This is a genomic window from Candidatus Poriferisodalis sp., from assembly GCF_965198245.1.
In the GTDB taxonomy this organism is placed as follows: Bacteria; Actinomycetota; Acidimicrobiia; order Acidimicrobiales; family Poriferisodalaceae; genus Poriferisodalis.
Genome location: NZ_OZ240249.1, coordinates 1,406,422 through 1,432,710 on the forward strand (window position 1 = coordinate 1,406,422; position 26,289 = coordinate 1,432,710).

Sequence of the window (26,289 nt, forward strand, 5' to 3'; positions counted from 1 at the left end):
GAACCGGCACCGCCCGTTCGCGTTCACCCACCGCTGATGGCCCATCGACCTGACTTCCGGTCCCGGGCGCGCCCCTAGCCTTGACGCCGTGGCTGCGGGCGAGCAAACCCAACGAGGCGAGACCCAGCGCAGCTACTTCGTGCGCACCTACGGGTGCCAGATGAACGTGCACGACTCCGAACGGATCGCCGGCCTGCTGGAGGCTGACGACTTGGTTGTCGCGCCGACGATGGCCGAAGCGGACATCATCGTGCTGAACACCTGTTGCATCCGTGAGAACGCCGACAACAAGCTCTACGGGCAGCTCGGGAACCTCAAGCGCCTCAAGGAGGACCGACCCGAAGTGCAGATCGCCGTTGCAGGCTGCCTGGCTCAGAAGGACCAGGATCTTGTGCGCGAGCGGGCTCCCCATGTCGACGTGGTCTTCGGTACCCACAATGTGAGCCGCGCTGCCGAACTGCTGGCCAATGCGCGGGTATCAGGGCCGGTGACGGAGATCCTCACCGAGTCCGAGGAGTTTCCGTCGGCGCTTCCAGTGCGACGTGATGCCCAGCACGCAGCGTGGGTCACGATCCAGATCGGCTGCGACAACTCGTGCGCCTTCTGCATCGTGCCGTCGGTTCGGGGCCGCGAGATCTCGCGGCCGTTCGGCGAACTCATCGACGAGGTGCGCCGGCTGGCGGCGGACGGCGTCAGCGAGGTGACCTTGCTGGGGCAGAACGTCAACAGCTACGGCCGCGACGTGACCCTGGCGCTGCGTGGCACGAACGGTGCGCACACCTCGGACGACCCCGCCGAGGCCGCGTTGCTTGGCGCGAACGGTGCGCACACCTCGGACGACCCCGCCGAGGCCGCGTTGCTTGGCGCGAACGGTGCGCACACCTCGGACGACCCCGCCGACACCGCCGCGTGGCGTGCCGGTGAAACCTGGGCCGCCGGGCGGCACACGGCCCGTCCGCTGTTCGGCGATCTGCTGCGCGCCGTCGGCGCGGTCGACGGCATCGAGCGGGTGCGATTCACCAGCCCGCACCCGAAGGATCTGCGGGCCGACGTCATCTCGGCCATGGCCGAGACGCCGGCGGTGTGCGAGCACCTCCACCTTCCCCTGCAGTCCGGCTGCGACGGGATGCTGGCGGCGATGCACCGGGGCTACACCGCCCAGCGCTACCTCGATCGGCTGAACGCCGCCCGTGCCGCCGTGGCGAATCTGGCGGTGAGCACCGACATCATCGTGGGGTTCCCCGGCGAGTCCGAGGCCGACTTCACGGAGACGCTCGAGGTCGTTGCGGAAGCGCGATTCGACAGCGCGTTCACGTTCGTCTTCTCGCCGCGTCCAGGCACCGAGGCCGCCGAGCTGAGTGATCGATTTGTGGCACCTGCTGTGGCAGCCGAGCGCATGGAGCGGCTGCGAGCCGTCGTCGAGCGATTGGCACGACTGGGCAACGAGTCGCGTGTCGGCCAGATCGAGGAGGTGTTGGTCGAGGGGCCGTCCAAGCGGGATCCGGGCACATTGACGGGACGAACCCGCCAGAACCGCCTGGTGCACTTCGCATCACCCGAGCCGCTGAGAACGGGTACCTACGCCCGAGTGCTGGTGCGCGAGGCCGCCACGTTCCATCTCAGCGGTGAGCTCATCGAGGTCACCGCGCCCGCACGGCACCGCACCCGCATCCCGGTTGCCGCGCGCTGAGGCCGAACGGTTGGGAGGCACGTCGTGCGCTGCCGCCGGCTCTCGAAGCGAGGCCGTGTCCCGGGCGGCCCGTGAGCCCGTCGTATGAGAACGGGGAACAAGAGCGGGGGGCACGAGGTCGGCGCCGTGGGCGGTGACGGCGTCGACCAGCCATTGGTCATCGTGGGCCCCACGGCGTCGGGCAAGTCGGCGCTCGCGCTGGAACTGGCCAAGCGTGCCCGCTCCCAGTCCGAAGCCGCGGGTCCGGTGGAATTGGTTTCGATCGATTCGATGCAGGTCTATCGGGGGATGGACATCGGCACCGCCAAGCCCACTGCCGCCGAGCAGGCCGAGGTGCCGCACCACCTCATCGACCTTGTCGACCCGGCGGAGCGATTCACGGTCGTCGACTTCGCCGTGGCATTCGAAGCGGCGATGGCCGACATCGCTGGCCGCGGCGCCGTTCCGATGCTCGTCGGCGGCACCGGTCTGTACCTGCGCGCTGTCATCGACGGCCTGACCCCGCCGCCGGAGTTCGAATCGATCGTGGCGGAGCTCGAGGCCGAGGCGCATGCAACGGCGGACGGTGTCGTCGTCCTGCACCGCCGCCTTGCCGAACTGGATTCGCTCGCAGCTTCACGTATGGAGCCGACGAACATACGACGTGTCGTGCGAGCGCTGTCGGTCTGCCTGGGTACCGGCCGGCCATTCTCGTCGTATGGGCCGGGTCTGCAGACCTATCCCGAGGTGCCCTTTCGGATGCTGGGCATCGACCTTGACCGGGACACGCTCGACGAACGCATAACGGACCGCTATCGCCGACAGATCGAGGAAGGTCTCGTGGACGAAGTGCGGCGGCTGATGGAGGGTTCGCTGTCGCGCACTGCAGCGCAAGCCCTTGGCTACAAGGAACTGCGTGGCCACCTGGCAGGGGAGTGCTCGCTGGACAAAGCGCTTGAAGCTGCCGTCGCACGGACCCGGCGTTTCGCTCGCCGGCAGCAGCGCTGGTTCGCACGAGATCCGCGGATTACGTGGATCCCCTGCGGAAGCACCTCAGAGATGGCGGACCGAGCCCAGCAACTCGAAGCCTGATGGCCACCGGCCTTGCGAAGGCCTCAATTCCATTGTCTGATGGCTAGTACGAGCTCTGACTTCTCACAAGTGCGATATTTTGCAGCGACCTCATACAAGAACTTGCCCTAGGCGGCGGTGGGCGGTTCGTTGCTGCGGTTCGTGGGAATCCGAGTCGTGAGTCAGTCGAGGCGGGATTCGACCATGACGAGCGCATCGTCGGTCAGGACCGCTGCGACCCGGACATAGTCCGAAGCGGTCGGTCCGTAGAACTCGCCGGGCGAGACGAGAATGCCCGCCTCTGCGAGCAATGTGCGAGTGAACGCCCACGCGTCGCCGCCGGGAGCCGCAGCCCACAGGTAAAACCCGCCTCGAGGAAGTGGAGGCTCGGGCCCAAAGCGACCGACGATGCGCGCGAGGCGCTCGAGCCGGCTCCGGTATCGCTCACGTTGTTCGGCAACATGGACCTGGTCGGCCAGCGCCGCTGTCGCAGCCGCTTGGGCCGGCCCCGGAACCATGAACCCGGCGTGTTTGCGGACTTCCCGCAGGTAGTGGACAAGCTCGGGGTCGCCTGCATAGAAGCCCACCCTCACGCCGGCCAGGTTGGACCGCTTGGACAGGGAATGAACTGCGACCACGCCGTCGACGTGTGCGCGAAGGATCTCGGTGTTGCCACCTGCGGGCCCCGGATCAGTCGGCGACAGGATCGTGCGAGGCGGTCCGTTCCAGGTGAACTCGGCATAGCACTCGTCGCTGAAGACAGGTACGCCTCGCTCGCGGCCCCACTGTGCAGCCGCAGCAAGGTCGTCGAGACCGCCGGCGGGATTGCCGGGCGTGTTGACCCACAGCACCAACGCCCGCTCGGCATCGGCATCGGAGATGGCATCGAGTTGGATCGACCAGCGCTCGTCCGCCGGCACGGGCACCGCCCGGCAGCCAGCCAGCTCGGCGCCCATGGCGTAGCTGGGGTAGCTGATCTCGGGGAACAAGACGGTGTCGCGTTCGGGTGTGCGCAAGCGCAGCCAGTGGGGCAGTCCCGCCACGAATTCCTTCGAACCGATCGTTGCAGCCACTTCAGCAGCGGCATCGACTTCCACACCGAAGCGTTCCTCGCACCAGCGTGCAGCGGCTTCCCGCAAGTCGGGCGTGCCGATGGACGGCGGATATCCCCGCTCGGAATCCGACCCGCCGAGCGCGGCCAGCACCGCCGGTGACGGCGGGTCCACCGGCGTGCCGATGGACAGATCCACCAAGCCGCCCCGATGGCGATCCGCCAGCGGCTTCAGCTCGTCCAGCCGGTCATAGGGATAGGGCGGCGGGACAAACCCCGTGCCTGCACTCACCACGACATCATTGCTCGCCGCAACGAAGGCGCGAGTGACGGCGAAGGACAACAGACATGCCACAGCCTCGGCGCAGAGACCGTTGCCGACAGCGGGTCCCGCATTGGCCGGTCTTCTTCGTCAAGGGTGCGGGCGAATCGCAGCGCTCAATCGGAGCCACGTGCAACAAATTCCGAAAACAGGCTGCGCGCAACGTCGTCGAGTCGGGCATGCACGACGGTGCCGTCGTCGTCATGTTTCTCGGTGAGCACCTCGCCTTCGCGGTGCACGGCGGCCAGGGCGTCGCCGCGGGAGTAGGGGATGCGCAGCTCGGTGACCTCGGTGAGGTTGCGGAGCCGGTCGCCGACAGCCAGCAATAGCTCTTCGACGCCGTCGCCGCTGTTCGCCGAGATCGCATGGGAGCCCTCGTAGTGCTCCAGCAGCTGCCGAACCGTGCCTCGGTCGGTCGCGTCGCTCTTGTTGAACGCGATGAGCTCGTCAATGTCGCCGGCTCCGATCTCGCGCAGCACTGCGCGCACGACGTCAATGTGCATCTCGGGTTCTGCGGCCGAAGCGTCCACGATGTGCACCAGCAGATCGGCCTCGGCCACCTCCTCGAGGGTCGACATGAACGCCTCGACCAGCGACGTCGGCAGTTTCTTGATGAAGCCGACTGTGTCGGTGACGAGCACCGTCTCGCCGCCGGGCAGCTGCAGGCGCCGGGTGGTGGCATCGAGCGTTGCGAATAGACGGTCCTCCACCAGAACATTCGCACCGGTGAGTCGCCGAAGCAGGGTCGACTTGCCGGCGTTGGTGTAGCCCACGATCGCCACGGTGTGGTAGCGGGACCGTCGGCGCGACTTTCGCTGATTCAGCCGAGTCCGACGCAGCCCGCGCAGGTCCTTCTCCAGCCGCGCGAGGCGCCGCTGAATCCGCCGGCGGTCAACTTCGAGCTGGGTCTCGCCCGGCCCCCGGGTACCGATGCCGCCTGCCTGCTGGGACAGTTGCCGACTCCGGCCGCGCAGGCGGGGGAGCCGGTAGCGAAGTTGCGCCAGTTCCACCTGGGCCTTGCCCTCGAGCGTCGTGGCGTTCTGGGCGAAGATGTCGAGGATCACCGCCGTGCGGTCCAGCGCCGTGCGCTTCAGAATCCGCTCCAGGTTGAACTGCTGCGCCGGCGACAGCTCGTCGTCGAACACCACGGTGTCGGCATCGTGCTCCAACGAGGCATCCAAGATCTCGTCGGCCTTGCCACGCCCGACGAACGTCGCCGGATCAGGCGCATCCCGCCGCTGAACAACCCGCTCCACCGAATCGGCTCCAGCAGTGTCCACCAGCCGCTCCAGCTCGTCGAGATTGGCATCGACCTCATCAGCAGTGCGCTCCGCCAACTGCACCCCCACCAGCACGATCTGCTCCCGAAAAGCCCGGTCAATAAGCCCGGACTCAGCCCCCCCAAACTCCCCAAAACCCCCCCGATGCGTGTCTGACGTCTCGTCAGCGATCTGCTCAGAATCAGCCATCCGGCGATCGTTCCCGCACTGGCCACTCATAGTCACCGAGATGCTCCACCCAAACGCTGAGGATGGGGTGACCGTCATCGTCGTCAGTCGAGATAGTCGCCTCGCCGCCGGGCATCTCGACGGTCGTTTCCTCGTTCGCTGTGACGAGACCCCAGTCCTGCGCCCGCATCGCCGCCGTGACGGCACCGGTGCCACATGCCTGCGTCAGCCCGGCGCCGCGCTCCCACACGGACATGCCGATGGAACTTGGGGCCGCCGAAGTCGAGCCGTCGTGCTCAGTGCGCCAGATGAACTCGACATTGATGCCGCTAGGAAAGTGTGCCTCGAACGCAGCGCCAAGGTCGGCTGTCTCGCGTGCGTTCATCGGTCGAACAGCGTTGATGACGAGATGCGGATTGCCGACGTTTCCGATGGCTCGCTGCGTGTCGCCGAAGACCGTGCTGATCTGTTCGTCAAGTTCGGCCGTGACGTTCGGCCCGGGTGCGACGTCTGGCATGTGGACTTCGGCGAGCGGATCGACGAGCTCGACCGAGCCGCTCTCGGTTGTGGCGAATTCGGCACTCAAGGTCACCCGCCTCGCTCCATCGACCGTGTCAACGGTGAGTTCGAGAATGCTGTCGAGCGCTTCGGCACCCTCGCAAAACTCCATGCTGGAAACGAGAGTGCGGGCCACCTCGTTGGCCAAACAGGCGAGTCCATTGCCGCTCACCTCCGCTGACGACCCGTCCGAGTTGAACAGCGTCATCCGTACTTGCCTGACCGTTGCCGCGGAAGCGGTTTCGGGTGCGTCCGGCGCCGCGCTCGGCTGCGTGGTACTCATGTCGGTGGCCAAGATCAAGCCGTCGGCACCGATACCGGAGCTTCGATCGCAGAGCTGCGCCGCCAAGGCTGGCAATTTGAGCTGTGACTCAGCGAAAGCCGTCTCTTCGTCCGGCTGCATGAGCGCGATGAGGAAGTCGTTGCCGAGGGCTTGGTGCTTGGCGAACCGGAGTGCCTCCACAGCTCCATTGTCACACCTGGCCCGTCCGTTCCACGGGCGAATTTCCTGGCGAGGCGAGGAACCAATCCCGCAACCCGCAGTAATGGTCGCGGTTATGAAGAAGTATGATTGTTGGCATGGCTACTGAGCGCTTGACGATCTCGCTGGAAGCAGGCCTCGCGGCTACCGTGAGCGAGGCCGCCGAGGCTGATGAGCAGAACATGTCGGCGTGGCTGGCCGATGCGGCACGCCGTCGGCTGGTCACACGTGGGCTGCGCGACGTGGTCGCCGACTGGGAGTCTGATCACGGCGCATTCACGGAGGCTGAACTGGCCCGGGCGCGAGCGGAACTGGGCCATTGACCGCCTTGGTGCTCGATGCGGGGGCGCTCATCGCGCTTGATCGCGACGACCGGGCCATGTGGGTGCGGCTGCGGGCGGCATCCGACGCCGGCGACATCGTGGCGGCACCCGCTGGCGTCGTGGCTCAGACATGGCGGGGAGGCCGGCGGCAGGCACATCTCGCCCGCGCCCTGATGCACTGCGACGAAGTTGCTCTCGACGGCGCGGTGGCGCGCGCCTGCGGTCGTCTCTGCGCCAGGACCGGCACGGACGATGTGATTGATGCGTCGGTCGCCGTGGCGGCTGCTCACCTTGCGCGTGTCGAACACACCGTCATCGCGACCTCGGATCCCGATGACATCGCTGCGCTGACCTCAGCACTGAACGCTCAGGTGAGCATCCAGCGCGTCTGAACACGGCGCACAGGATCCTGCGAGCGCGCCCGCAGCTACGTGGTGGGTTCGCGCCTGCCGAATCCCTTGAAGGTGTCGCCAATAGCAGTAGCCACCGAAGCCAGCTTCGACCGACCCTCATTCAGCCGAGGCGCAATCGACGTCAGGCCCTCAACAGTCCAGCGCCCATCGGCAGCGATGATGTCGTCGTTCGACAACGACCAGCCTTGGTACAGCCCCACCTCGTTGCCACCGATATGGAACACGCCGCCGGTGAACGGGCAGCTCTCCATGCTCAGGTAGGCCACCAGCGGGCTGACATTCGCCGGGTCGTACAGGTCGAATTCTGCAGGGTCCTCCGGTGCGCGCACCACCTCTTCCAGCCCTGGCGTCTGCAGCGTCAAACGAGTGCGTGCGATCGGCGCCAGGCAGTTGACCCGCACGCCGTAACGGGCGAGCTCGCCAGCAGCCACCAGCGTCATGGCGGCAATGCCGGCCTTGGCGCCTGAGTAGTTGAACTGGCCGAGGTTGCCGAGCATGGCGCCCGAGGCAGTGTTGATGACCGAGCCGCTGACTTCCTTGCCGGCCTTGGACTGCTCGCGCCAGTAGGCCGCAGCCCAGCGGGTGGGGCAGAAGTGACCCTTCATGTGCACATCGACGACGGCGTCCCACTCCGGCTCGGTCATGTTGACCACCACGCGGTCACGCAGGATGCCTGCGTTGTTGACCAGCACGTGCAGATCGCCGAACGCTTCGACAGCCTGGTTCACCATGCGCTGCGCGCCTTCCCAATCGGTGACGCTGTCGCCGTTCGCAACGGCCTCGCCGCCCATGGCTTCGATCTCCGCCACGACCTCGCCCGCAGGGCCCTGATCTGCGCCGGTGCCATCGGCGGAACCGCCGAGATCGTTCACGACGATCTTCGCCCCTTCCGACGCCATCAGCAGGGCATGTTCACGGCCGATGCCGCGGCCCGCGCCGGTGATCAGAACGACACGTCCGTCGAGTGCACCCATGTTGTTCTCCCGTTCCTGATGATCGCTGGGGCGCGCCACAGGCGCAGCCTTGGGTCATGTCTGGTTGCTGCCTTGCCCGGATTCGGCCGCTGCCTTGCCCGGATTGGGCCGCACAAGGTTGGCACATCCGGACGCTCGACGCGACGCCAACTGCCGTAGCGGAGCACACAAGAGGCAGCGTGGAGCGGATGACCGGGGTCGAACCGGCGACCTCAACCTTGGCAAGGTTGCGCTCTAACCAACTGAGCTACATCCGCGCGGGCGGATCACTGTAGCAAGCGGCCACCGCAGAGACGCGTGGATTCAGCGGGCCGTTGCGGCCCCGAGCGGCTGAGAAACGCTGCTATTCCCCGGAGGAGCGCAAGTCGATGCGCAGGGTCAAAATCCCGTCGACCAGCGTCGCCTCGGCGTCGCCGATCATCGCGTAGTCCATGAAGTCCAGCTCGGCTTGACGGATGAAGTGTCGTCGCTCCTCGCCGCCGACGGCGGGCAGGTTTCGCTTGCGCACTGCCTGAGCGCGCTCTGCGAAGCGGGCGATCACTTCTTGGGGATCGAAGGTTTCGCTCATGGGGTCCCCCTTACGGTGCTTTCTTCACCTTGCCACTGCTGCGGGACCGTCCGCCGCAGGTACAGCACGAATCCCGTGCCGCATGCCACGGTGACCAAGCCGAGCAGCGACACGAGCAGCCACCACACCCCTAAGCCTGATCCGACGGCCTCGGACGGCACGCTGGTGTGCACTTCGGCCAGCAGCGCCGCGGCGCTGGTGGTCAACGGGTTGCCCCCGAGGGTCCCGCATCGCTCTTGTAGACGTCGTCGATGAACTCGCCCATCGGCGGTCCGGTCTGGTTGGGCTCGGTGAGGAAGCCGTCGTGGCCGTTGTCACTGTCGATGTCGACGTGTTCGACTCGCACCGTCGGGCGGCGGGCCAATGCTTCCACGATCCTCAACTGCTGGGGCCGCGGATACAGGAAGTCTGTGCGAACGCTCATCACCATGGTCGGCGCGACGATGCGGCCCAGCGCTGCATCGATGCCTCCGCGACCGCGGCCGACATCGTGGAGGTCCATCAGCTTGTTCAGCACCAGGTAGGTGTTGGCGTCGAAGCGGGGCACGAACTTTGCGCCCTGGTAGTCGAGGTAGCTCTCGACGTCGAAGCGTTGCTCAAGCCGCAGGGGCAGCACCGGATCCTCGCTGTGGCGGGCGAACCGGCGGTCGAATTCGTCGCCGGAACGGTAGTGGATCATGGCGATGCGCCGTGCATTGGCAAGGCCTCGATGCGGTCCGTCCCCGTCGGCTGCGTCGTAGTAGCGGCCGTCTCTGAACTTGGGATCGTCCAGGATTGCCTGGCGGCCGACCTTGCTCCAGGCAATCTGCTGTGCCGAGGCCTCGGCGGTGGACGCGATCACCACCAGCGAGCCGACCCGCCGGGGATAGGTGATGCCCCACTCCAGCACGGTCATGCCGCCCATCGAGCCGCCGACCACTGAGAGCCAGCGGTCGATGCCGAGGTGGCGGCCCAGCGCCCACTGTGACCGCACGATGTCGCGGTTGGTGACGACGGGAAAGTCGGGCCCGAAACGCTCGCCGGTGGCCGGGTTCACCGACGACGGGCCGGTACTGCCTTGGCAGCCACCGAGCACGTTGACGCACACCACGAAGTACCGGTTGGTGTCGAGAGGGCGGCCGGGACCGATGAAGTCGTTCCACCAGCCTTGGGTGGGTTGCGACGGCGGATGCGCGAGGCCATGCGCGTGGGCGTCGCCGGTCAGCGCGTGGCAGACCAGCACTGCGTTGGCTGCGTCGGCGTCGAGGGCACCCCAGGTCTCGTACGCCAGCACGGGGACCTGCAGGGTGCCGCCGCCTTCCAGCGTGAACGGTCGATCCGGTGACAGCTCGAAGAACTGCCGCTCGGCCGCGCCAAGGCCCGGGTGCCATGCACCCGAGGCGGGCAGCGGCCAGGGCGCCGCATCGTCGCTCAGGGCGCTTGCGCGCCTCGCACTGTCCACAGCTGAGCCTTCGTCGGTAGGGGCCTTCGTCCAGTGGCCAGTCTGCCGCTGGAATGGCAAGGGTACCGGTCGGTTCCCGCCCGTCTAAAGCGGATTTCAGCGGCCGAGGTTGTCGCTGCTGGCGGCGAACGCCAGGAGGTCGTCGAGGCGTTCATTGTTCGAGAACATGTCGTGCAAGGGCAGCCGCAGCCCCAGCCGGCGCTGAAGCTGGCGGACTTCGAGTTCTTCGTCCCAGAGAAACATCGTCACCGCGGTGCCGCCGCGTCCCGCCCGAGCGGTACGGCCCGAGCGGTGAAGGTAGGTCTTGTGCTCGGGCGGCACGTTGTAGTGAACGACGACATCGACTTCGTCGATGTGCAGTCCCCGGGCGGCGACGTCGGTGGCGACGAGGGCAGCCAGCTTGCCTTTGGCGAAGTTCGCAAGCGCACGTTCACGCTTGATCTGGGGCAGGTCGCCGTGAATGGCGCCGGCATCAACCCCGGCCTCTCGCAGCTCGCGGGTGAGCTGATCGGCACCTCGCTTGGTGCGGGTGAACAGCAATGTGCGGCCGTTCGCCTCGATGATGCGCGCTGCGACCCGTACCCGGTCCATCTTGTGCACGGACATGAACACGTGACCCATCTCCGAGACGGTCACCTCCCGCTCGGTCACTTCGTGGAACACCGGGTCCCGCAGGTGCCGCTTGACCAGCGTGTCGACGACGCCGTCGAGCGTCGCCGAGAACAGCAGCGTCTGATGCTGACCGTCTATGTGGCGCAGCACCCATTCGACTTGCGGCAAGAACCCCATGTCGGCCATGCGATCGGCTTCGTCCACCACCACCCGTTGGATGCCCGACACGTTGACGGCGCCGCGGTCGATGAGGTCGATGAGCCGGCCGGGTGTGGCGATGACGATGTCCATGCCACCGGCGAGCAGCTCGATCTGCCGGTCGAGGTTGGTGCCGCCGTAGGTGGCGATTGACCGCAGGTCGGCGGCTTTGGCCAAGGGCTCGACCACGGCAGCGATCTGGTTGGCCAGTTCGCGGGTAGGCGTGAGCATGAGGGTTGTGGGATGGCCGTCGGCGGCGCGGGGGGTCAGCGCCAGCATCGGCAGGCTGAATGCCAGCGTCTTGCCGGAGCCGGTCTTGGCTTTGCCGCAGACGTCTCGGCCGGCGAGTGCTTCGCCGATGGTCAATTCCTGAATGGCGAACGGCTCGGTGATGCCTTGGTCAGCCAGGGTGTCGCACATGGGCGCAGGTACGCCGAGTTCACTAAAAGTTGTCACGAAAATCTCTTCAGAGGGCGTGACCCGCGAGGTGCGCACGTCGCGACGACTCGTGCGACAACGCTGGGCAGTGAGGCCACGCGGCGAACTGCCTTGGCGGACGAGTGTACGGCGGGCGACCCCGCGCACGTCGGACGGTACCCTCACCCGGACTCGGGCGGAGTGGCCGAGTGGTTAGGCAGCGGCCTGCAAAGCCGTGTACGCCGGTTCGAATCCGGTCTCCGCCTCGGCTGTGCACTGCACCCGCAGTGCTACCGTTTGAAACCCTTTCGGGCGATTGGCGCAGTTGGTTAGCGCGCTTGCATGACACGCAAGAGGTCACAGGTTCGAATCCTGTATCGCCCACGCCGGGCTTGTTTGCGCAACGCCTCGCTTCGCTTCGCTTCGCTGAACTTGTGCCCTTTACGCTCTGAGCGTGGCAAGACAGGAGATTCCGTGCTTCTCGCCGTCGTTCGTCGAGAAGGTGGCGAAAGTGCTCGGCGATGGCATGAACGGCACCGAACTCGGCATCTTGCTCGCAGCATCGACCATCGAGGATGTCGACGGCCCACTCCCCGCGCACATCTTCACTGTTTATTGGAGACTCCTGATCTTGGATACGAGGATGGAGTCATGCCACATGAAATGTCGCCTGGGAAGCCGACGACGCGTCGGTACAGCGAGGCGGAAAAGGAGCGTGCTGTGCGTGCGGTGCGTCAGCTCCGCAAGGAGCTGGGCACCGATCACGGGACGGTGAAGCGGGTCGCGGCCCAGCTGGGGATCGGGGTGGAGTCGCTGCGGTCGTGGGTGCGCCAGGCCGAGATCGATGCTGGGTTGAGGCCTCGTGCGAGCAGCGAGGACGCTGAGCGGATCAAGGCGTTGGAGGCCGAGGTCCGGGAGCTGCGTCGGGCGAACGAGATCTTGCGCAAGGCGTCGGCTTTCTTCGCGTAAGGGGCTCGACCGCCCACAGAGGTGACGGTGTCGTTCGTCGACGCCCATCGTGGCGAGCTCGGGGTCGAGCCCATCTGCACTGCGTTGCAGGTGGCCCCGAGCACGTACTACGCGGCCAAGCGCCGCCAGCGCGAGCCGTCGGCGCGAGCGGTTCGCGACGCGGTGTGGATGCAGATTCTGTTGGCGCTGTGGGTCGCGAACCGCAAGGTCTACGGGGCACGCAAGCTGTGGAAGGCCGCCAGGCGGGCCGGTCATGAGATCGGCCGGGACCAGGTCGCCCGGCTGATGCGTGAGCTGGGCGTACGCGGCGTCAGCCGGCGGCGCAAGATGTTCACCACCCGCCCCGATCGGGACGCTGTTCGGGCGCCCGACCTGATCAACCGCGACTTCACTGCTGATCGGCCCGATGCGTTGTGGGTGACCGATCTGACCTTTGTCGCGACCCGGGCAGGCATGGCCTATGTGTGCTTCATCGTGGACGCGTTCAGCCGCCGCATCGTGGGGTGGCGCGTCGCTTCGCACATGCGCACCGAGATGGTCCTCGACGCGCTCGAGATGGCCCGCCGCTCACGCGGCGGCCGCCGCCTGGTCGGGCTCGTGGCACACTCCGACGCGGGGTCGCAATTCACGTCGCTGCGATTCACCGAACGCCTCGACGAGATCGGGGCCAGCCCCAGCATCGGCACCGTTGCCGATTCCTATGACAACGCATTGGCCGAGACGACCAACGGGCTCTACAAGGCCGAATGCGCCTACGGGCCCGACACACACGGCTGGGACGACGTCGACCAGCTCGAACTCGCCACCTTGGGCTGGGTGCACTGGTTCAACGAGCAGCGGCTCCACGGCCACTGCGACGACACCCCGCCCGCAGAATTCGAAGCAGCGTTCTACGCTGCCCACAAGACCACCCCAACCGGGGCTGGAAAACCAAACCCCTGAGTCTCCAACAAAGCCAGCGCGGTTCAGATCTCAAATGTGGAGTACCCCCCGTTTTGAATGTGGACCCCCTTTATTGGGCGCACCGTCGGGCGAGCAAAACCGCAGGTCAGAGGACATGAAGCCCTAACTCGCAAATATGCCACGCCGGGCTTGTTTGTGACTGAATCACCCCGCGCACATCTTCACTGTCTTGTAGAGACTCGGGTTGTTGAGTCACGGACGGGCATTGGGCTTGCGCGGCCGTATGTCGGCTGCGCCCTACGCTCCGCCCGTGGCACCGACTTCTGTCCCTCCATTTGAGGCTGACGTCATCCAGGGCGTCGCTGACGTGCTAGGCGAGACCGTCGAGGGACTGTCGGGGGCCGAGATTGATCAGGCTCTCGCACAGATCAGGGTCCTGAATGTGAGTCCGGGGATCACCAAGCGGCATCGCATCTCTAATGCCTTGGCTGCGCACCAGAACAAGCACGGCAACGGCAAGAGCCTGGTGGCGTTCATCAACAGGACGATGGCCCCGGTGCGGTACCGCAACAATCGGCCTCAGCACGCACGCCGCATGGCCGAACTCAACGAGGTTCTGATCTATGCCGGCCTCGCTGTCGACGACGAAGGCGACGTCGTGAGGCTAGGGGGCGGTGCCGCGTCCACCCTTGACGAAGCAGCCCGACGCGCTGGCAGCATCCGCTCGGAGCTTCGCCGACGTGGGACCCACCGCAGGGAACAGCGTCCGGCACGAGGCGGCGCTTCAGAGCCAGAGCGAATGCCGTCGCCGGGAGGTTGGCCGCTCTCGTTGCCGGTATCAAATGGACCACTGCTGGGGTGTGCGGCTCGTCGGTTGGGTCGATCTGCGGCCTGGTCGTGGTGTCGTGGTTCGGGGAGCCTCGCAGAGCGGTGTCGCCCCTGCCGCTCGATCGGGCAGAACCCGCCACGCAGGCCGGCTATCTGTGAGGGCCGTGCAAGAGAATCTCGACAATGACGCTGGTGCCGTCGCCTGATCCCTCAGAGAGGAATGTCGGCGAATAGGGATCGCCGTGCACCGCCGCGATCCAGCGATTTGGCCCCGGTACCGGCTCGACCGTCTCCAGTCGAAGGCCGAGTTCGGCGCTTGCCTCGTCGAGGGTCATGCCGACGCGGACGGGGCCGAAGCCGTCGTCGGTTGCCTCGATTCCAGACGTCGGGCTGAGCGACTCTGCAAGCAGCCAGATCGTGGGCATAACGAAGGGCGCGGCGGCGATCTCGTTAGGGCCGACTTGAAGGACTTCCCCTATGGGACCGGTATCGAAGTGATCGTCAACGGCGACTTGGCGTTCTCCGTCGGGCCAGTCGACCGTCATGGGCTCCATGCCCTTGTTCCACACCTGGACGCTCTGGAACTCTGCGACGACCACGCAGTACTGCGGCTCGGAGTTCGCGTGCAGCGTGATCCACGGCTCAGGGCCTATTAGTGCCACACAGTCGTGATCGGGGAGGATCGACGCGGGCGCCGCATCCCGTTGCTCGTCGGAGCGCAGCGAGATGCCGACAGCGATCCCGGCTGCCGCGAGGACGACCAGAAAAGTGATGCCGATGACCAGGCTCCAAAGACGCGGCAGGCGTGTCCAAGCGCCTGCGCCCCTCATGTCGCCAGTATCGCAGTGCACAGACGTCAACTCAGATGGAGCACCGGACCAACAGGAAGATCATCGCGGCCGCGGCGGCCTGACCTGCACAAAGATCCCTAACAACGGCCCGGAGCGCTCAGGTTTGGCGGCGCCGTCGCATCCAAAGCCACACGGTCAATGAGACTTGCAGGCCGGCTATCAAGAGCACTCCGCCTGACACAGCGCCGTCGAAAGGCAACGGAACCGACATCGATCCTGCATAGGCGAGCAGGACCACACCAGCGGTGACAGCCCAGCCTGCGAGCAGCACGATCAGAATGCCCCGGGGGATGCCTCGCAGCGGCGAGGCTCGCAGCGCTGCCCAGTCGTCGCGCGAGCCGCGGCTGCCGGGGCGCCGTGCCTCACTGGCGATACTCGGTCCGAGGGCCGTCGCGCCGGCCGTTCCGATCAGCAGCAACGCGAATTCGACGACGTTGAGCCGTTCACCCAGCAACATCGCGACCAAGAAGGCGACCAACGCGCCGAGCAGGGCAATCCTCCGAATCCGGGAACCCGCGATTCTTCTCATGTTGGCCATGCCGAGGTTGTGAACTTGCAGAGTTGAGGCAGTCCAAGAGGCGTACGACTCAAGTCTCGTCTCCCGGCGCCGCGCTGGGTGCCCGTTCACGTGCATCATGGCGTGGCGACAAGACGACACTGAATCGACGATCGACACTGCGCTGCGGGACGGACCGGCTCAGGTGGCGGGTGCGCTCGTTGCCGTCCTGCTCGACAAGCTCCAGCACGGCTTCCGGCAGCGTCAGCCCTCGGTAAGCCTCGTAGGTCGCCACGCCGAGAAACTACCGGCGGCCCTCGGTCACTTTCTCCCCGACAGGTTCCATGACCTCCGACCCGCCTTGCACCACTGCCGATGAGCCGAGCCATGGGCGAACCCGCTGTTCGAAGCATCTACTTCAAAATGGCTCCACATTTGCCCCTGTGACGCTGTGACCAGCGCAAATGACTGCTGCTGTAACCCGTCAGAGGGGCAGAATTCAGCACGAATCCGCTCACAGCGGGTGTCGAAGGCATTGCGTAACGGCGAGGCGGACGCCTCTCATCATGGCGATACGCTGCAAAATGCAGCCCTGACCTGCACAAACACTGTTCCGAGGGGGCGCGGAAGCGTCCTAGGAGGGTGGATCCGAAATGTGGAGTACCCCCCGTTTCAAATGTGGAGCCCCCCTTTTGGGCGGACCATCGGGCGAGCGAAACCGCAGGTCAGAGGACCTAAAGTGCTAACTCGCAAACAAGCCACGCCGGGCTTGTTCGCGAGTTTGAGCGCGACAACAGCCGCGTCAGCAAAGAGCCCCTCATGAGCCACCGCCCACCCGGGAACAAATCCTGCACCGCGAACGACGCCGAACAGCATCACGGCCGCCGTCGAGCCGGCCGCAGACGCGGGTTCGTGATCGCCGTGTCTGCGTCGGCTCTTGTGATCGCCTTGGCGACAGTTCTCGGGCTGGGCGCGAACGCCTCGGCTCAGGTCGAGCACAGCCCCTGCTCTGGCACTCCCGCTGTGTCGAACTCCACCACCAACGCCGGACTCATCGCCGACTGCAACATCCTGCTCGCCGCCAAGCCGATCCTCATTGGCGACAGCACCCAGGCAACCCTGAACTGGAGCCCTGATGTGGCGATGTTCAGATGGGACGGCATCAAGATCGCCCGCACCTACGCTCACGTAGCCGAAGTCTCACTGTCCAGCAATGACCTGTCAGGCTCGATACCGCCGGAGCTGGGCAATCTCACCAACCTCGACAAGCTGTGGCTGTCCGACAATGAGCTGACGGGCTCGATACCGCCGGAGCTGGGCAATCTCACCAACCTCGACACGCTGTTGCTGTACGACAATGAGCTGTCGGGTTCGATTCCGGTCGAGCTGGGCAACCTCACCAACCTCACAGAGCTCCTGCTGCCCGGCAATCGACTGTCGGGTTCGATTCCGCCCGAACTGGGAAACCTCACCCACCTCGAATCGCTCTGGCTGGGCAGCAATCGTCTGTCGGGTTCGATTCCGCCCGAGCTGGGCAACCTCACCAAGCTCGCCGAGCTTGACCTGTCCGACAACGAGTTGTCGGGTTCGATTCCGGACGAGCTCGGCAACCTCACCAGCCTCGCCGAGCTTGACCTGTCGGGCAATGATCTGTCGGGGTGCATTCCTTTCAGGTTGACGAACGTGCTGGCGGGGCAGTCGCTTGGTCTGAGCGTGTGCTGCCTAGGCAGCGGAGGCGGTGTGGATGTGGGGGCCGCGACCATCGTGGTGGCCAACGGGTGGAGCCCTGCCGATGTGGGAGCGGCGTCGGTGCTCGCGGCCCGAACAGACAGCGCGGTGGTGACCTACACCGCAGGCGACGAGTTGCCGTCGGAGTTGGGGCTGCTGCTGCGGGAGGCGTCCCCGGCTGAGGTGATCATCGTGGGCGGGATCGCCGCGGTGTCACGTGACGTCTGCACCCAGATCCGTCTCGCATCACCCGAGTCCGACATTGCGCGCATCACTGGGGCGGATCGTGCTGATACGGCCGCGAGCGTGGCACGGCGGGTCCTGGGCAACCTTTCTGAGGCTGGCCGGGTCACGCTGATTGTGGCGAACGGCTGGTCCCCGCCCGACATCGGCGCTGCGGCAGCACTGGCTGCGCGCAGCGGACGCGCCGCGGTGCTCTATACCCAGCGCGACATCCTGGCTGAGTCTTCCGCTGCGCTCCTGCGCGACTACGACGTGGCGGAGGTGATCATGATCGGCGGCACCGCTGCGATCAGCGACGACGCGGCCTCCCAGATCGCAGCCGCGGCAGGCACCGATGCCAGCGTGTCACGGCTCACCGGGACAGACCGCATCCACACCGCCGCCGAAGCAGCCCGGCGCGTGCTCGGCAATCCCGCCGACGCGCCCGACGGCATCACCCTGGTGATCGCCAACGGCTGGTCCCCGCCCGATATCGGCGTCGCCGCAGCGCTCGCAGCCGCCACAGACAACTCCGCAGTCGCCTACACCGCACCGGGCACACTGCCCGAAGCCACAGCGGCGCTTATCCGCGACTACCGGCCCAGCCAGGTCATCATCGTCGGAGGCAGGGCCGCAGTCAGCAACGACGTTCGGGAAGCCATCACCGACGCTGCACCCACCGGAGCCGACGTGCGGCGCATCACCGGTCAAACCCGCACCGACACCGCCGTCGAAGCAGCCCGAGACATTCTCGCCGACCACTGACGTCACGCAACTCAACGGGTCCTGCTCCGGCCGTAGCCGATCTGTCACGGCTCAATCCTCGCAAGGGTCGGAGCCCGTGCAATGGCCAGAGAGGCTCAGTGGAGTACCCCTGACTCCGTCCGGGGACGGCACCGGCCTCACCGTTGAGCACACAGCTGCGATACCGCCAGAGTTTTGGGAACAGTCCGGCCCAGGAGCGACCGGAATCGGGTGGGAAATGGCGCTCCCTCGGCATGGTGTCGGTCGGACTACTGCCTCGCACTCCTCGAACCTAGCCACGCTCTCCATCTGGTGGCGCTCCGTCAGTCTCAGGCCGATGTTGTTCGGCGTTCGGACCCTCTCTCTGGTTCGCATAGGAAACAAAATTGCCCACCAGCGAGTATCATGGCCATATGGCGATCACTGAACGCGAGCGTGCCGAACAGCTCCTGATCGATGCGAGATGGCAAGGGTCTCCGACTTGCCCCGTGTGCGGCAGCGTGCGCTGTTCGGACCAGAGCGTTGGTGCCGGCGCCAAGTGGTCCATCTGGCGTTGCGGCGACTGCCGCAGACGATTCACCGTCACCTCCAGTACCGCGATCCATTCCACGAAACTCTCCCCCTCGGCCTGGGTCGCTGTCGCCGAGCTGCAGGATCCTTCGGCTTCGAGCGTCGCAGAGGAGATCGGCGTCTCACGGGTCACCGCACGCAAGATCGCTGCCTTGCTCGGGCCCGTGAAATCCCGATCCACCGAGCAGCGGCTGCGCCATCTTCTGTGCAACGGGCCGCAGCCTCACCCGACGCGAGACCCGTGGCAGATCGAGCCGCTGCCGGCTACGCTGCGGGCCACCGACAGCCCGCTTCCGACGCTGAGCCACGGGTCCAAGTCGGTTCTCAACGCACTGAGGGCCAGGCCGTTCGGCGCTACCGCGGCGAAGATCGCCCAGCTCGCCGGCGTGTCGTATTCCCAGACGCTGCGCTGTATCGCCGCCCTAGAGCAACGCGGCTGGGTTGAGAGCACCAAGTCGACGATCCAGCACGGTTACGAACTGCGACAGGCAACGGTGTGGTCACTGTCGTGGTCGGACGGCTGCATGGAGGTCTTGTCGTTTCTGCGTGACGTGCCGACGCAGCGGCCCATCGAGACCGACGACGAGGTTCCCCAGCGCTTCTGGCGGAGTTTCTGGTCGGGTGCCTCCGCTGACACGCTGAGGATCTCGCAGCACGGTCTGCACATCGCCGAGACGCTGGTCGGCGGACGCGATCCGTGCGCGCGAGCGTGGGCGCTCTCAGCCTTGCCGACCGGGGTGCTGCAAGAGTGCCGCGCACTGCGGGGCTTCGACACCGGCTTGAGGGCCGAACTGCTCGACGGCGAGATCGCCCGACGCGCAGTTGCGCCATGAGCGGACTCGACGCGTGGGCCGACGTGCTGCCCGAGAACCTGCGACGTGTGTGGCCTCATGTTGCGGACTGCGCGAACCGCGTCGGCGGTGCCCTCATGGGAGGCACAGCTGTCGCGATCCATCTGCGCCACCGAGTCTCCGAGGATCTCGATGTCATCACACTGCGCAAGTTCTCAGGCACAGCGCAAGAGAAGCGCCTGCGCGCAGCGGCCTCCAGCGTGGTGATCGACGAGGTCTCCGACAACATGTTCCATGGCTTCGTCGACGGCGTGAGAGTCGACATATTCCGCGCTCTGCCCTCGAACGGTGTGGAGCCCTCACGGATGCGATGGGTAGCTGCGGGCATAACTGTCGAAGGCATGAAGGTGGGGTCCATTCCGGACCTGATGGCCGCGAAGCTCGACGTGATCAGATTCCGGCCCAAGCTGCGCGACTACTTGGATCTTGCCGCGATGGATCAGTCCGAGGCGTGCAGCCTCGAAGCCGGGCTCGGGTACTACTGCAAGCGGTTCGGATACACCCACCCGCCCCGCGCTCTCGAAGAGATCATCCGCCTGCTGGAGAGTCCCGGCACCCTGCCGAGCGATCCCGCCTACGACGACCGGCGTGACGACGCACTGAACCACCTGCAAGCTCGGGTGCCCGCGCTGCGCGACCGCATCGCTGAGATGCGCGACCAGACCGTCAGCGCTTCGGCGGCCGCTTCAGCTCAGCGTGTTCGCAGCTAGCGCGAGCGGCCGTTTGATCAGGCCGGCTGTGCACAGCCGACGCCGGCAGCAGGCACACTTTGCGCGCTGAAGCCCGGCCGACGCCTCCACCGAGTTTCGGGCACCCACACGCTGTTGCCGGTGCGGGTCCGCCGGGGTCAGCCCGAGCCGCGAACAGCCAGTTCGATCCGGCTCGAGAGCTTCGTGCCGTCCTGGGTGCAGATGGCCCCACGCGCTCCACAGTCAGTCGTGACAGGAAGGACAACGGCCACATCACCGTTGCCGTCCGGCTGCACCGTGATTCGCCAACCGATGTTGCTCGGCTTGTCAATCCGTTGCGCCCTCAAGACGTCGCCGTCAGTCACGACGAATGCACGGTCCCGCAAGGTGACATAGCTCAGGCGGAGATTCTCGCTGAACCGCAGCTCCACGCGTGAACTTCGGGTAGGCGCTCGCTCGACGCGAAGCTGGCGGTTCGGGTTAGTCCTCCCAGCCGGCCCCGTCCGGGTTCCATGTCCCTGTTTTGCGGCCCGCGAGAATGGGATTGAGTAGCTTGCCCACGAGTTCCAGCGCTTCATCAGCGGTGCGTTGGGGCAGGTTCGCGACATCTTTGGCTGCTTGTGCGTACCCCGGAATCCATGTGTTTGACGGCAGCGTGACGACGGTAGGCGTCTGAATTCGGCGATGCGCGTATTCGCTGTGCAGAGCGGTGCTGAGTGCGGCTGCATTGACCGATTCGGTGCCGGCGATGATGGCGAGGTCAACGAGGTCGCGGTACCGGGTGCTGGGCCGTCCGCGGTAGTCGTCGAGCATGGCGGCGTGCTTGTCGGCGATGTGGTCGACGAGCGGGTACACCAGATATGGAACTGATCGCAGTCCTGCGATCTCGACTGGATTCATCGGGCTGACATATTCGGGCTCTGCGGTCATGTTCGATTCGACAACGAGATCGATCTTGAAACTCTCGAACTGGCGTTCTCCGAGGTATGCCGTCGCGGACAGTGCCGCGTTGGGAGCGTCGAGTGCGGGCTGTCGTTCCGGTTGCACGTCGAATGTGAAGAAGTCTGTGTCAGCGTGTTGGTGCCCGAGGGTCTGCAGCAGCTTGATGGCTTCGCTCATGTCGTCGCGGCGCATCAGGTCGATGTCGAGGCTGTGGCGGGCGCGGCTGGGTATGCGAGCCAGTAGCCCTGTGGCACCCTTGAGCACCCATCCGGAATCCGCTGAGGCGAACACCCGGTAGAGGAATCGGCTGTAGGCGAATTGGCGACGAATCTCTGAGGTGTAGAGGGAGTCGGATCTTGCGGCCTTCGCGATCCGCTCCTTGAGCGCTCGGCGGAACGCTTCGGGCGTGCGATAGGGAACCGATTGCTCGCCTACGTCGCCTTCGGCGTCAGTCATCGATGCCGACGCTCGCGTGGTGACCGCTCTGCATGATGAGGGACTCGATCTCGTCGGGGTCTGCGCTGAGCCGCTCGCACAGTTGGCCCATGGTGATGGCGCCTGCGTCGAGCGCGTCGCTGACGAACCGGCCGATGTGTCCGCCGTCGACATGGTCGCTCATGAGGTCGGCCGTGGTCCGGCCCACCGACGTCACCGCAAATCCGTCCTTGAGCCCCCAGTCGCCGCGCTCGAGACCTCGCGATCGGAGGCGGACGCTGGTGCCGTGACCAGGTTGAATGCGGCTGCGCGACACGAACGTGTGCGGCCCGCCGGCGAATACCCCGAAACCGTGGACTCTCGCAGCTGACTGAAGGGCAACCCAGACCTTGGGATCGGCAGCCCGCTGGCGCGGTGTTCGCTCCGGGTCGAGACGGAGCGACGCGATGCGCAGTTCCGCCAGGGGGTCGTCGCCGGCGCCGGCGACCCTGTACACGCCGTGCCCCACGCGTTCGATCAGGCCGCGTCCTACAGACCTCGTCAGATCAAAGTCCGGTATCCCAGCCGCCGAGGCTTGCGCGCGCGTGAAACAGCCATGCTGAGCTGCGGGGACATCCCCCAGTCGCCGAACGACGCTCCCAGCCATGTCGAACCCGCCTCTCATGCACTCCGTCCCGATTCTCTACACACATATCATAGTGATATACTGAAAACCTTGCAATAGGCGCAAGTTTCTCAGTATTCCGACGCTTCGGCCGCCAAGCCCACGCGACCAGCACGACCCGGTTGTTCGTCGTCACGACCGCCGAGAGCAACGAAGCCGGGGTCAGCCCGGGCCGCGAACGGTCAATTCGAGCCGGCTCGAGAGCTTCGTGCCGTCTTGGGTGCAGATGGCCCCACGCGCTCCACAGTCAGTCGTGACAGGAAGGACAACGGACACATCACCGTTGCCGTCCGGTCGTACCGTGATTCGCCAACCGATGTTGCTCGGCCTGTCAATCCGTTGCGCCCTCAAGACGTCGCCGTCGGTCACCACGAAGGCGCGGTCCCGCAGGGTGACATAGCTCAGGCGGAGATTCTCGCTGAACCGCAAGTCGAAGGTGAACTCTGTCGAGCCATCGTGAGTCGACGCGGCGTCTTCCAGACTGACGGTCAGCGGTGTCTCAGTCGCAGTGTTGGCCGGATTCAAGGCCTCGTCGGCGATCTTGGGCGTGTCCGCCGTCGTTGACTCGTCCTCCTGCGGCGTCCCGCTGATCGGGGGCTTTCCCGTGCCCGGACTGTCGGTCGCCTGAGAAGAACGCGCGGCCACAGGTTGCGGCTCGACGTCGGTCGGATCGGACAGGACGAGGCTGACGTTCACCTCGTCTCCGACCGACAGGGTCAACTCGCCCGCGGCCCACCTGTACCTGTTCAGCACGTCAGTCTCGGTGACCTCGGCATCTCGCGAAGAGAAGTGGAATCCGTCGATACTCAGCGTGAATTCCGGCGGCTTCGGATTGTTCACGACGAAGTACAGGTAGTTGTCCTCGTATACGTAGATCGAGCCGACGATATTTCCGAAGATCCGACCATCGATCCAGAAGCTGCGGGCGGAGAGGCTGCCCAATCCCGTGAAGAGATCGAATCCCGCAGCGGACTCGATGCCTCCCACGGTCAGCGTTGCTGACCAGAACGGTTCGTCGACAGCCGTCTCCTCCGTGAGTTCGGTGGCGCCGATGTCGGTGGCTGCGGGTTTCTTGCCCGGGTAGCCGACGAGCTCGATCCTCACGATCCGCTCCGCCTCGGTTCGCCACATGTCGTGGGTCCAGTAGTTGTGATAGTCGGCGATGGACCAGCCCGCGGCGCCGCCGGAGGACTCGGCGGCGGCGACAGTGCTGCCCAAGCCCACCAGGCTCGCGGCGCCCTCCACATCCTCGTACTCGTATTCCAGCACGACGAAATAGGCGGTGTTCGCGCTGAGCTGGCACCCGCTCGCCGGTGCCGTGTAGGTGTTCAAGCTTTCGCGCGCGTAGCTCGGCGGACCGACCAGCTTGCACAGCGCATGGCCGGGCTTGGATTCGTCGGTCTCGTCGGGTTCGTTGACGGTCGCGGACATCTCGGTCGTGAGGGCCGCATCAGCACCGATGACGTCGAAGCGGACCGCGACCGATGTCAGGGCGTACCCCTTGGCCCACGCGCCGGTCGTGAATCCCTGCCCGATCTTGGGATTGGACGAATGGATGCCCACCATGCGGCCGGGCGTCTGGTCGGTGTTGGCCACCAGCCTCGACGGTGTGCGCAACGCCGCAGACACCCCGGCGGGCATCTCGTAGGTGTACAGCTTGTCGCTGGACGAGTCGACAACCCACATGGTGGTCCCGTCGGACCAGATGCCCCGCGGAGCGGTGTTGGCGGCGTCGAGCGTGTCGAAGTCCTTGGCGGTGTCTCTCGCCGTGGTCGACATGTTGTAGGCGTACAGCTTTTCGTCGGAGGTGTCGGACACCCACATGGTGGTCCCGTTCGACCAGATGCCCCGCGGAGATCTGTTGCCGGCGTCCAGGAGCGTGTCGAAGTCCTTGGCGGTGTCTCTCGCCGTGGTCGACATGTTGTAGGCGTACAGCTTTTCGTCGGAGGTGTCGGACACCCACATGGTGGTCCCGTTCGACCAGATGCCCCGCGGAGATCTGTTGCCGGCGTCCAGGAGCGTGTCGAAGTCCTTGGCGGCGTCGCGCCCGCCGTCGGACATCCGGTACGCGTACAGCTTGGCGACACTGCGCTCGGCCACCCACATGGTGGTCCCGTCGGACCAGATGCTGGAGGCAAGAACGTTCCGGGCGTCGAGCGAGGTGAAGTCCTTGGCGGTGTCCCTCGCCATGGTCGCCATGCTGTAGGCGTACAGCATGCGGTCAATGTCGTCGGTCACCCATATGGTGGTTCCGTCGGACCAGATGCCGGCAGCGTGACGATTCGCGGCGGCCAGCTCGAAGCTCGTCACCCGAGTGTCGTCGTCGCCGACCGAGACCTCCACACCCGCCAGATCGGTGAGGGCGGCAAATTCTGGGGCGCTCCCGCTGCCGATGCTGTGGCTGACGGTCTCGAAGTCGTGGATCTCGTCGTCGTCGTGGGCCGCGCTCACCGTCACGGTCTGCGCCGAGCTCCAATTGGAGGAGTCGAACGTGAGGCTCGTTGGGCTGACGCTGACATCGCCGCCCGCAGTGATGTCGACGGTCACCTCCGCCGTGGGCGCCGCGTCGAGCACCATCGTGTAGTCGCCCGAACCGCCCTCCTCGAGCGTCAGTGCGGCCACCGAAACGGTCACCCCCGCACGCTCGTCGTCGGTCACGGCGACCGCCACGCCGGCAACGCTGATGCCCGAGAAGTTGCTGTCGGCGGTGCTGACGCTGTGCTCCAGCGTGAGGGTGTCGTTCACAGCGTCGTCGTCGTCGGCAGCGCTCACCGTCACTGTCCGCGCCGTGCTCCAATTCGACGGGCCGAACGTGACGCTGGTGGGGTTGACGCTCACGTCGCCGCCGCCGGTGACCTCGACGGTCACGTCCGCCGTGGGCGCTGCGTTGAGCGCCATTGTGTAGGTGCCCGAACCGCCCTCGGCCAACGCCAGCGACACCGGAGACACGATCACGTCGGTTGGCAGCGCGTAGGCGTACAGCTTGCCGCCCTCCGCCTTGTCGTCTTCGCGGTCCGCGACCCACATGGTGGTCCCGTCGGACCAGATGCCCTCGGGATGGCTGTTGTCGGCGTCCAGCGGGAAGTCCTTGCCGGCGTCGCGGGCTTTGGTCGCCATGCTGTAGGCGTATGCCTTGGCGTCACGCCAGTCCGACACCCACATGGTGGTCCCGTCCGACCAGATGCCCATGGCAGAGGTGTGGCCCGCACCCAGCTCGAAGCCCTCGTCAAGGTTGCTGGTCTTGTCCGAGAGGTTGTAGGCGTACGCCTTGTTAGCGCCGACGTCGACCACCCACATGGTGACCCCGTCGGACCAGATGCCCTCGGGGAAGTAGTTGCCGGCAGCGCGCAGCTTGTCGAAGTCCTTGCCGGGGTCCCTGGCTGTGGTCGACATGTTGTAGGCGTACAGCTTGCCGTCCTGAAAGTCCGACACCCACATGGTGGTCCCGTCCGACCAAATGCCGACCGGAAGGCCGTTCTCGGAGTCGAGCGCCAAGTCTTTGTCGGAGTCCCGGCTGCCGTCCGACATGTTGTAGGCGTACAGTCTCCCGTCTTCGAAGTCCGCCACCCACATGGTGTTCCCGTCCGACCACAGGCCGGTGGGGTAGTCGTTGGCGGCGGCAAGTGAGACATCGCTGCCTGCGTCACGCGACAGGGCCGAGACCGGGCTGACCAGCAGGTAGAACGGCAGGCCCACCAGAACCAGGAGCAGGACCAGCGCTGCTCGCCCCAGCGCTCGCGGTCCGCCACGCAACGCGGCTGCCTCGTACCCGCCGCCGGGAGACGCTGCGACCAGCGACAACCTCAGCGCCCTGCTTCGGCTACTCATGATGGTGGTGTTTCATTGAATCA

22 protein-coding genes, 3 tRNA genes, 1 pseudogene and 1 other annotated feature are annotated in these 26,289 nt (G+C 65.9%); of the genes and pseudogenes, 10 read left to right on the top strand and 16 right to left on the bottom strand.

Annotated features, from left to right (window positions below):
- Positions 1-88: 88 nt before the first annotated feature.
- Complete coding sequence (locus ACOCMM_RS06490) at positions 89-1,690, top strand: MiaB/RimO family radical SAM methylthiotransferase (RefSeq protein WP_419552372.1); 1,602 nt, start codon at positions 89-91, stop codon at positions 1,688-1,690.
- Between the two features lie 84 nt (positions 1,691-1,774).
- On the top strand, positions 1,775-2,761 hold the full coding sequence (gene miaA, locus ACOCMM_RS06495) for a tRNA (adenosine(37)-N6)-dimethylallyltransferase MiaA (RefSeq protein ID WP_419552373.1): 987 nt from the start codon (positions 1,775-1,777) through the stop codon (positions 2,759-2,761).
- A 161-nt stretch (positions 2,762-2,922) separates the two neighbouring features.
- Here the strand turns inward: miaA and ACOCMM_RS06500 are convergent, their stop codons facing one another.
- The 3 genes from ACOCMM_RS06500 to dapF all read right to left on the bottom strand — a co-directional run bounded on the left by ACOCMM_RS06500 (position 2,923) and on the right by dapF (position 6,582).
- Positions 2,923-4,083: an aminotransferase class I/II-fold pyridoxal phosphate-dependent enzyme gene (locus ACOCMM_RS06500; RefSeq protein ID WP_419552374.1), complete on the bottom strand. Its 1,161-nt coding sequence runs from the start codon at positions 4,081-4,083 to the stop codon at positions 2,923-2,925.
- A 146-nt stretch (positions 4,084-4,229) separates the two neighbouring features.
- Positions 4,230-5,582, bottom strand: a complete 1,353-nt coding sequence (hflX, locus tag ACOCMM_RS06505) for a GTPase HflX (protein WP_419552375.1) — start codon at positions 5,580-5,582, stop codon at positions 4,230-4,232.
- The gene (gene dapF, locus ACOCMM_RS06510) at positions 5,575-6,582 is read right to left on the bottom strand and encodes a diaminopimelate epimerase (protein ID WP_419552376.1); all 1,008 of its coding nucleotides are present in this window, start codon (positions 6,580-6,582) and stop codon (positions 5,575-5,577) included. The genes hflX and dapF overlap by 8 nt, the downstream gene beginning before the upstream one ends.
- A 116-nt stretch (positions 6,583-6,698) precedes the next feature.
- On the opposite strand from dapF, the gene ACOCMM_RS06515 reads away from it, so the two are divergent.
- Positions 6,699-6,923 (top strand): hypothetical protein, encoded by a 225-nt coding sequence (locus tag ACOCMM_RS06515; protein WP_419552377.1) that lies wholly within the window; start codon positions 6,699-6,701, stop codon positions 6,921-6,923.
- A complete protein-coding gene (locus ACOCMM_RS06520; protein ID WP_419552378.1) occupies positions 6,920-7,315 on the top strand; it encodes a twitching motility protein PilT in 396 nt (131 codons plus the stop codon). The genes ACOCMM_RS06515 and ACOCMM_RS06520 overlap by 4 nt, the downstream gene beginning before the upstream one ends.
- 35 nt (positions 7,316-7,350) lie before the next feature.
- Here ACOCMM_RS06520 and ACOCMM_RS06525 read toward each other — a convergent pair whose 3' ends face one another.
- From ACOCMM_RS06525 to ACOCMM_RS06550, 6 genes are all read right to left on the bottom strand, one after another.
- Positions 7,351-8,310: an SDR family oxidoreductase gene (locus tag ACOCMM_RS06525; RefSeq protein WP_419554830.1), complete on the bottom strand. Its 960-nt coding sequence runs from the start codon at positions 8,308-8,310 to the stop codon at positions 7,351-7,353.
- Positions 8,311-8,490: 180 nt separating this feature from the next.
- A tRNA-Gly gene (locus tag ACOCMM_RS06530) sits at positions 8,491-8,567 on the bottom strand.
- Positions 8,568-8,653: 86 nt separating this feature from the next.
- Positions 8,654-8,878 carry a hypothetical protein gene (locus tag ACOCMM_RS06535; RefSeq protein ID WP_419552379.1) on the bottom strand — a complete coding sequence of 75 codons (225 nt, stop codon included), beginning with the start codon at positions 8,876-8,878 and terminating at the stop codon, positions 8,654-8,656.
- Positions 8,875-9,084, bottom strand: coding sequence for a hypothetical protein (locus ACOCMM_RS06540; protein WP_419552380.1), 210 nt, complete (start codon positions 9,082-9,084; stop codon positions 8,875-8,877). The genes ACOCMM_RS06535 and ACOCMM_RS06540 overlap by 4 nt, the downstream gene beginning before the upstream one ends.
- Positions 9,081-10,292, bottom strand: coding sequence for a homoserine O-acetyltransferase MetX (gene metX, locus ACOCMM_RS06545; protein WP_419554831.1), 1,212 nt, complete (start codon positions 10,290-10,292; stop codon positions 9,081-9,083). Before metX ends, ACOCMM_RS06540 begins: the two co-directional genes overlap by 4 nt.
- 123 nt (positions 10,293-10,415) lie before the next feature.
- Positions 10,416-11,585: a DEAD/DEAH box helicase gene (locus tag ACOCMM_RS06550; protein ID WP_419552381.1), complete on the bottom strand. Its 1,170-nt coding sequence runs from the start codon at positions 11,583-11,585 to the stop codon at positions 10,416-10,418.
- A gap of 156 nt (positions 11,586-11,741) precedes the next feature.
- Between ACOCMM_RS06550 and ACOCMM_RS06555 the strand changes: the two genes are divergently transcribed.
- From ACOCMM_RS06555 to ACOCMM_RS06565, 3 genes and pseudogenes are all read left to right on the top strand, one after another.
- Positions 11,742-11,812 (top strand) — tRNA-Cys (locus ACOCMM_RS06555).
- A 44-nt stretch (positions 11,813-11,856) separates the two neighbouring features.
- Positions 11,857-11,930: transfer RNA gene (locus ACOCMM_RS06560), tRNA-Val, on the top strand.
- 267 nt (positions 11,931-12,197) lie between these two features.
- Positions 12,198-13,457 (top strand): annotated as a pseudogene (locus ACOCMM_RS06565) (IS3 family transposase).
- Positions 12,500-12,614: a sequence feature (AL1L pseudoknot), on the top strand. It overlaps the preceding pseudogene by 115 nt.
- Positions 13,458-14,395: 938 nt before the next feature.
- Here the strand turns inward: ACOCMM_RS06565 and ACOCMM_RS06570 are convergent.
- The 3 genes from ACOCMM_RS06570 to ACOCMM_RS06580 all read right to left on the bottom strand — a co-directional run bounded on the left by ACOCMM_RS06570 (position 14,396) and on the right by ACOCMM_RS06580 (position 15,888).
- Positions 14,396-15,076 carry a hypothetical protein gene (locus tag ACOCMM_RS06570; protein WP_419552382.1) on the bottom strand — a complete coding sequence of 227 codons (681 nt, stop codon included), beginning with the start codon at positions 15,074-15,076 and terminating at the stop codon, positions 14,396-14,398.
- 118 nt (positions 15,077-15,194) lie between these two features.
- Entirely contained in the window at positions 15,195-15,626 is a 432-nt protein-coding gene (locus ACOCMM_RS06575) for a hypothetical protein (protein ID WP_419552383.1), read from the bottom strand.
- A 58-nt stretch (positions 15,627-15,684) separates the two neighbouring features.
- Positions 15,685-15,888: a hypothetical protein gene (locus ACOCMM_RS06580; protein ID WP_419552384.1), complete on the bottom strand. Its 204-nt coding sequence runs from the start codon at positions 15,886-15,888 to the stop codon at positions 15,685-15,687.
- A 524-nt stretch (positions 15,889-16,412) separates the two neighbouring features.
- Here ACOCMM_RS06580 and ACOCMM_RS06585 point away from each other — a divergent pair.
- The 3 genes from ACOCMM_RS06585 (at position 16,413) to ACOCMM_RS06595 (ending at position 20,418) form a co-directional block, all read left to right on the top strand.
- Positions 16,413-18,308 (top strand): cell wall-binding repeat-containing protein, encoded by a 1,896-nt coding sequence (locus tag ACOCMM_RS06585; protein ID WP_419552385.1) that lies wholly within the window; start codon positions 16,413-16,415, stop codon positions 18,306-18,308.
- 392 nt (positions 18,309-18,700) lie between these two features.
- Complete coding sequence (locus ACOCMM_RS06590; protein WP_419552386.1) at positions 18,701-19,690, top strand: helix-turn-helix domain-containing protein; 990 nt, start codon at positions 18,701-18,703, stop codon at positions 19,688-19,690.
- Positions 19,687-20,418, top strand: a complete 732-nt coding sequence (locus ACOCMM_RS06595) for a nucleotidyl transferase AbiEii/AbiGii toxin family protein (protein ID WP_419552387.1) — start codon at positions 19,687-19,689, stop codon at positions 20,416-20,418. The genes ACOCMM_RS06590 and ACOCMM_RS06595 overlap by 4 nt, the downstream gene beginning before the upstream one ends.
- Before the next feature lie 137 nt (positions 20,419-20,555).
- On the opposite strand, the gene ACOCMM_RS06600 is transcribed toward ACOCMM_RS06595, so the two are convergent.
- From ACOCMM_RS06600 to ACOCMM_RS06615, 4 genes are all read right to left on the bottom strand, one after another.
- On the bottom strand, positions 20,556-20,828 hold the full coding sequence (locus ACOCMM_RS06600; protein WP_419552388.1) for a hypothetical protein: 273 nt from the start codon (positions 20,826-20,828) through the stop codon (positions 20,556-20,558).
- A gap of 49 nt (positions 20,829-20,877) precedes the next feature.
- Entirely contained in the window at positions 20,878-21,795 is a 918-nt protein-coding gene (locus tag ACOCMM_RS06605; protein WP_419552389.1) for a nucleotidyl transferase AbiEii/AbiGii toxin family protein, read from the bottom strand.
- Positions 21,788-22,438: a type IV toxin-antitoxin system AbiEi family antitoxin domain-containing protein gene (locus ACOCMM_RS06610; RefSeq protein ID WP_419552390.1), complete on the bottom strand. Its 651-nt coding sequence runs from the start codon at positions 22,436-22,438 to the stop codon at positions 21,788-21,790. The genes ACOCMM_RS06605 and ACOCMM_RS06610 overlap by 8 nt, the downstream gene beginning before the upstream one ends.
- Before the next feature lie 162 nt (positions 22,439-22,600).
- The gene (locus ACOCMM_RS06615; RefSeq protein WP_419552391.1) at positions 22,601-26,266 is read right to left on the bottom strand and encodes a hypothetical protein; all 3,666 of its coding nucleotides are present in this window, start codon (positions 26,264-26,266) and stop codon (positions 22,601-22,603) included.
- Between the last annotated feature and the right edge of the window lie 23 nt (positions 26,267-26,289).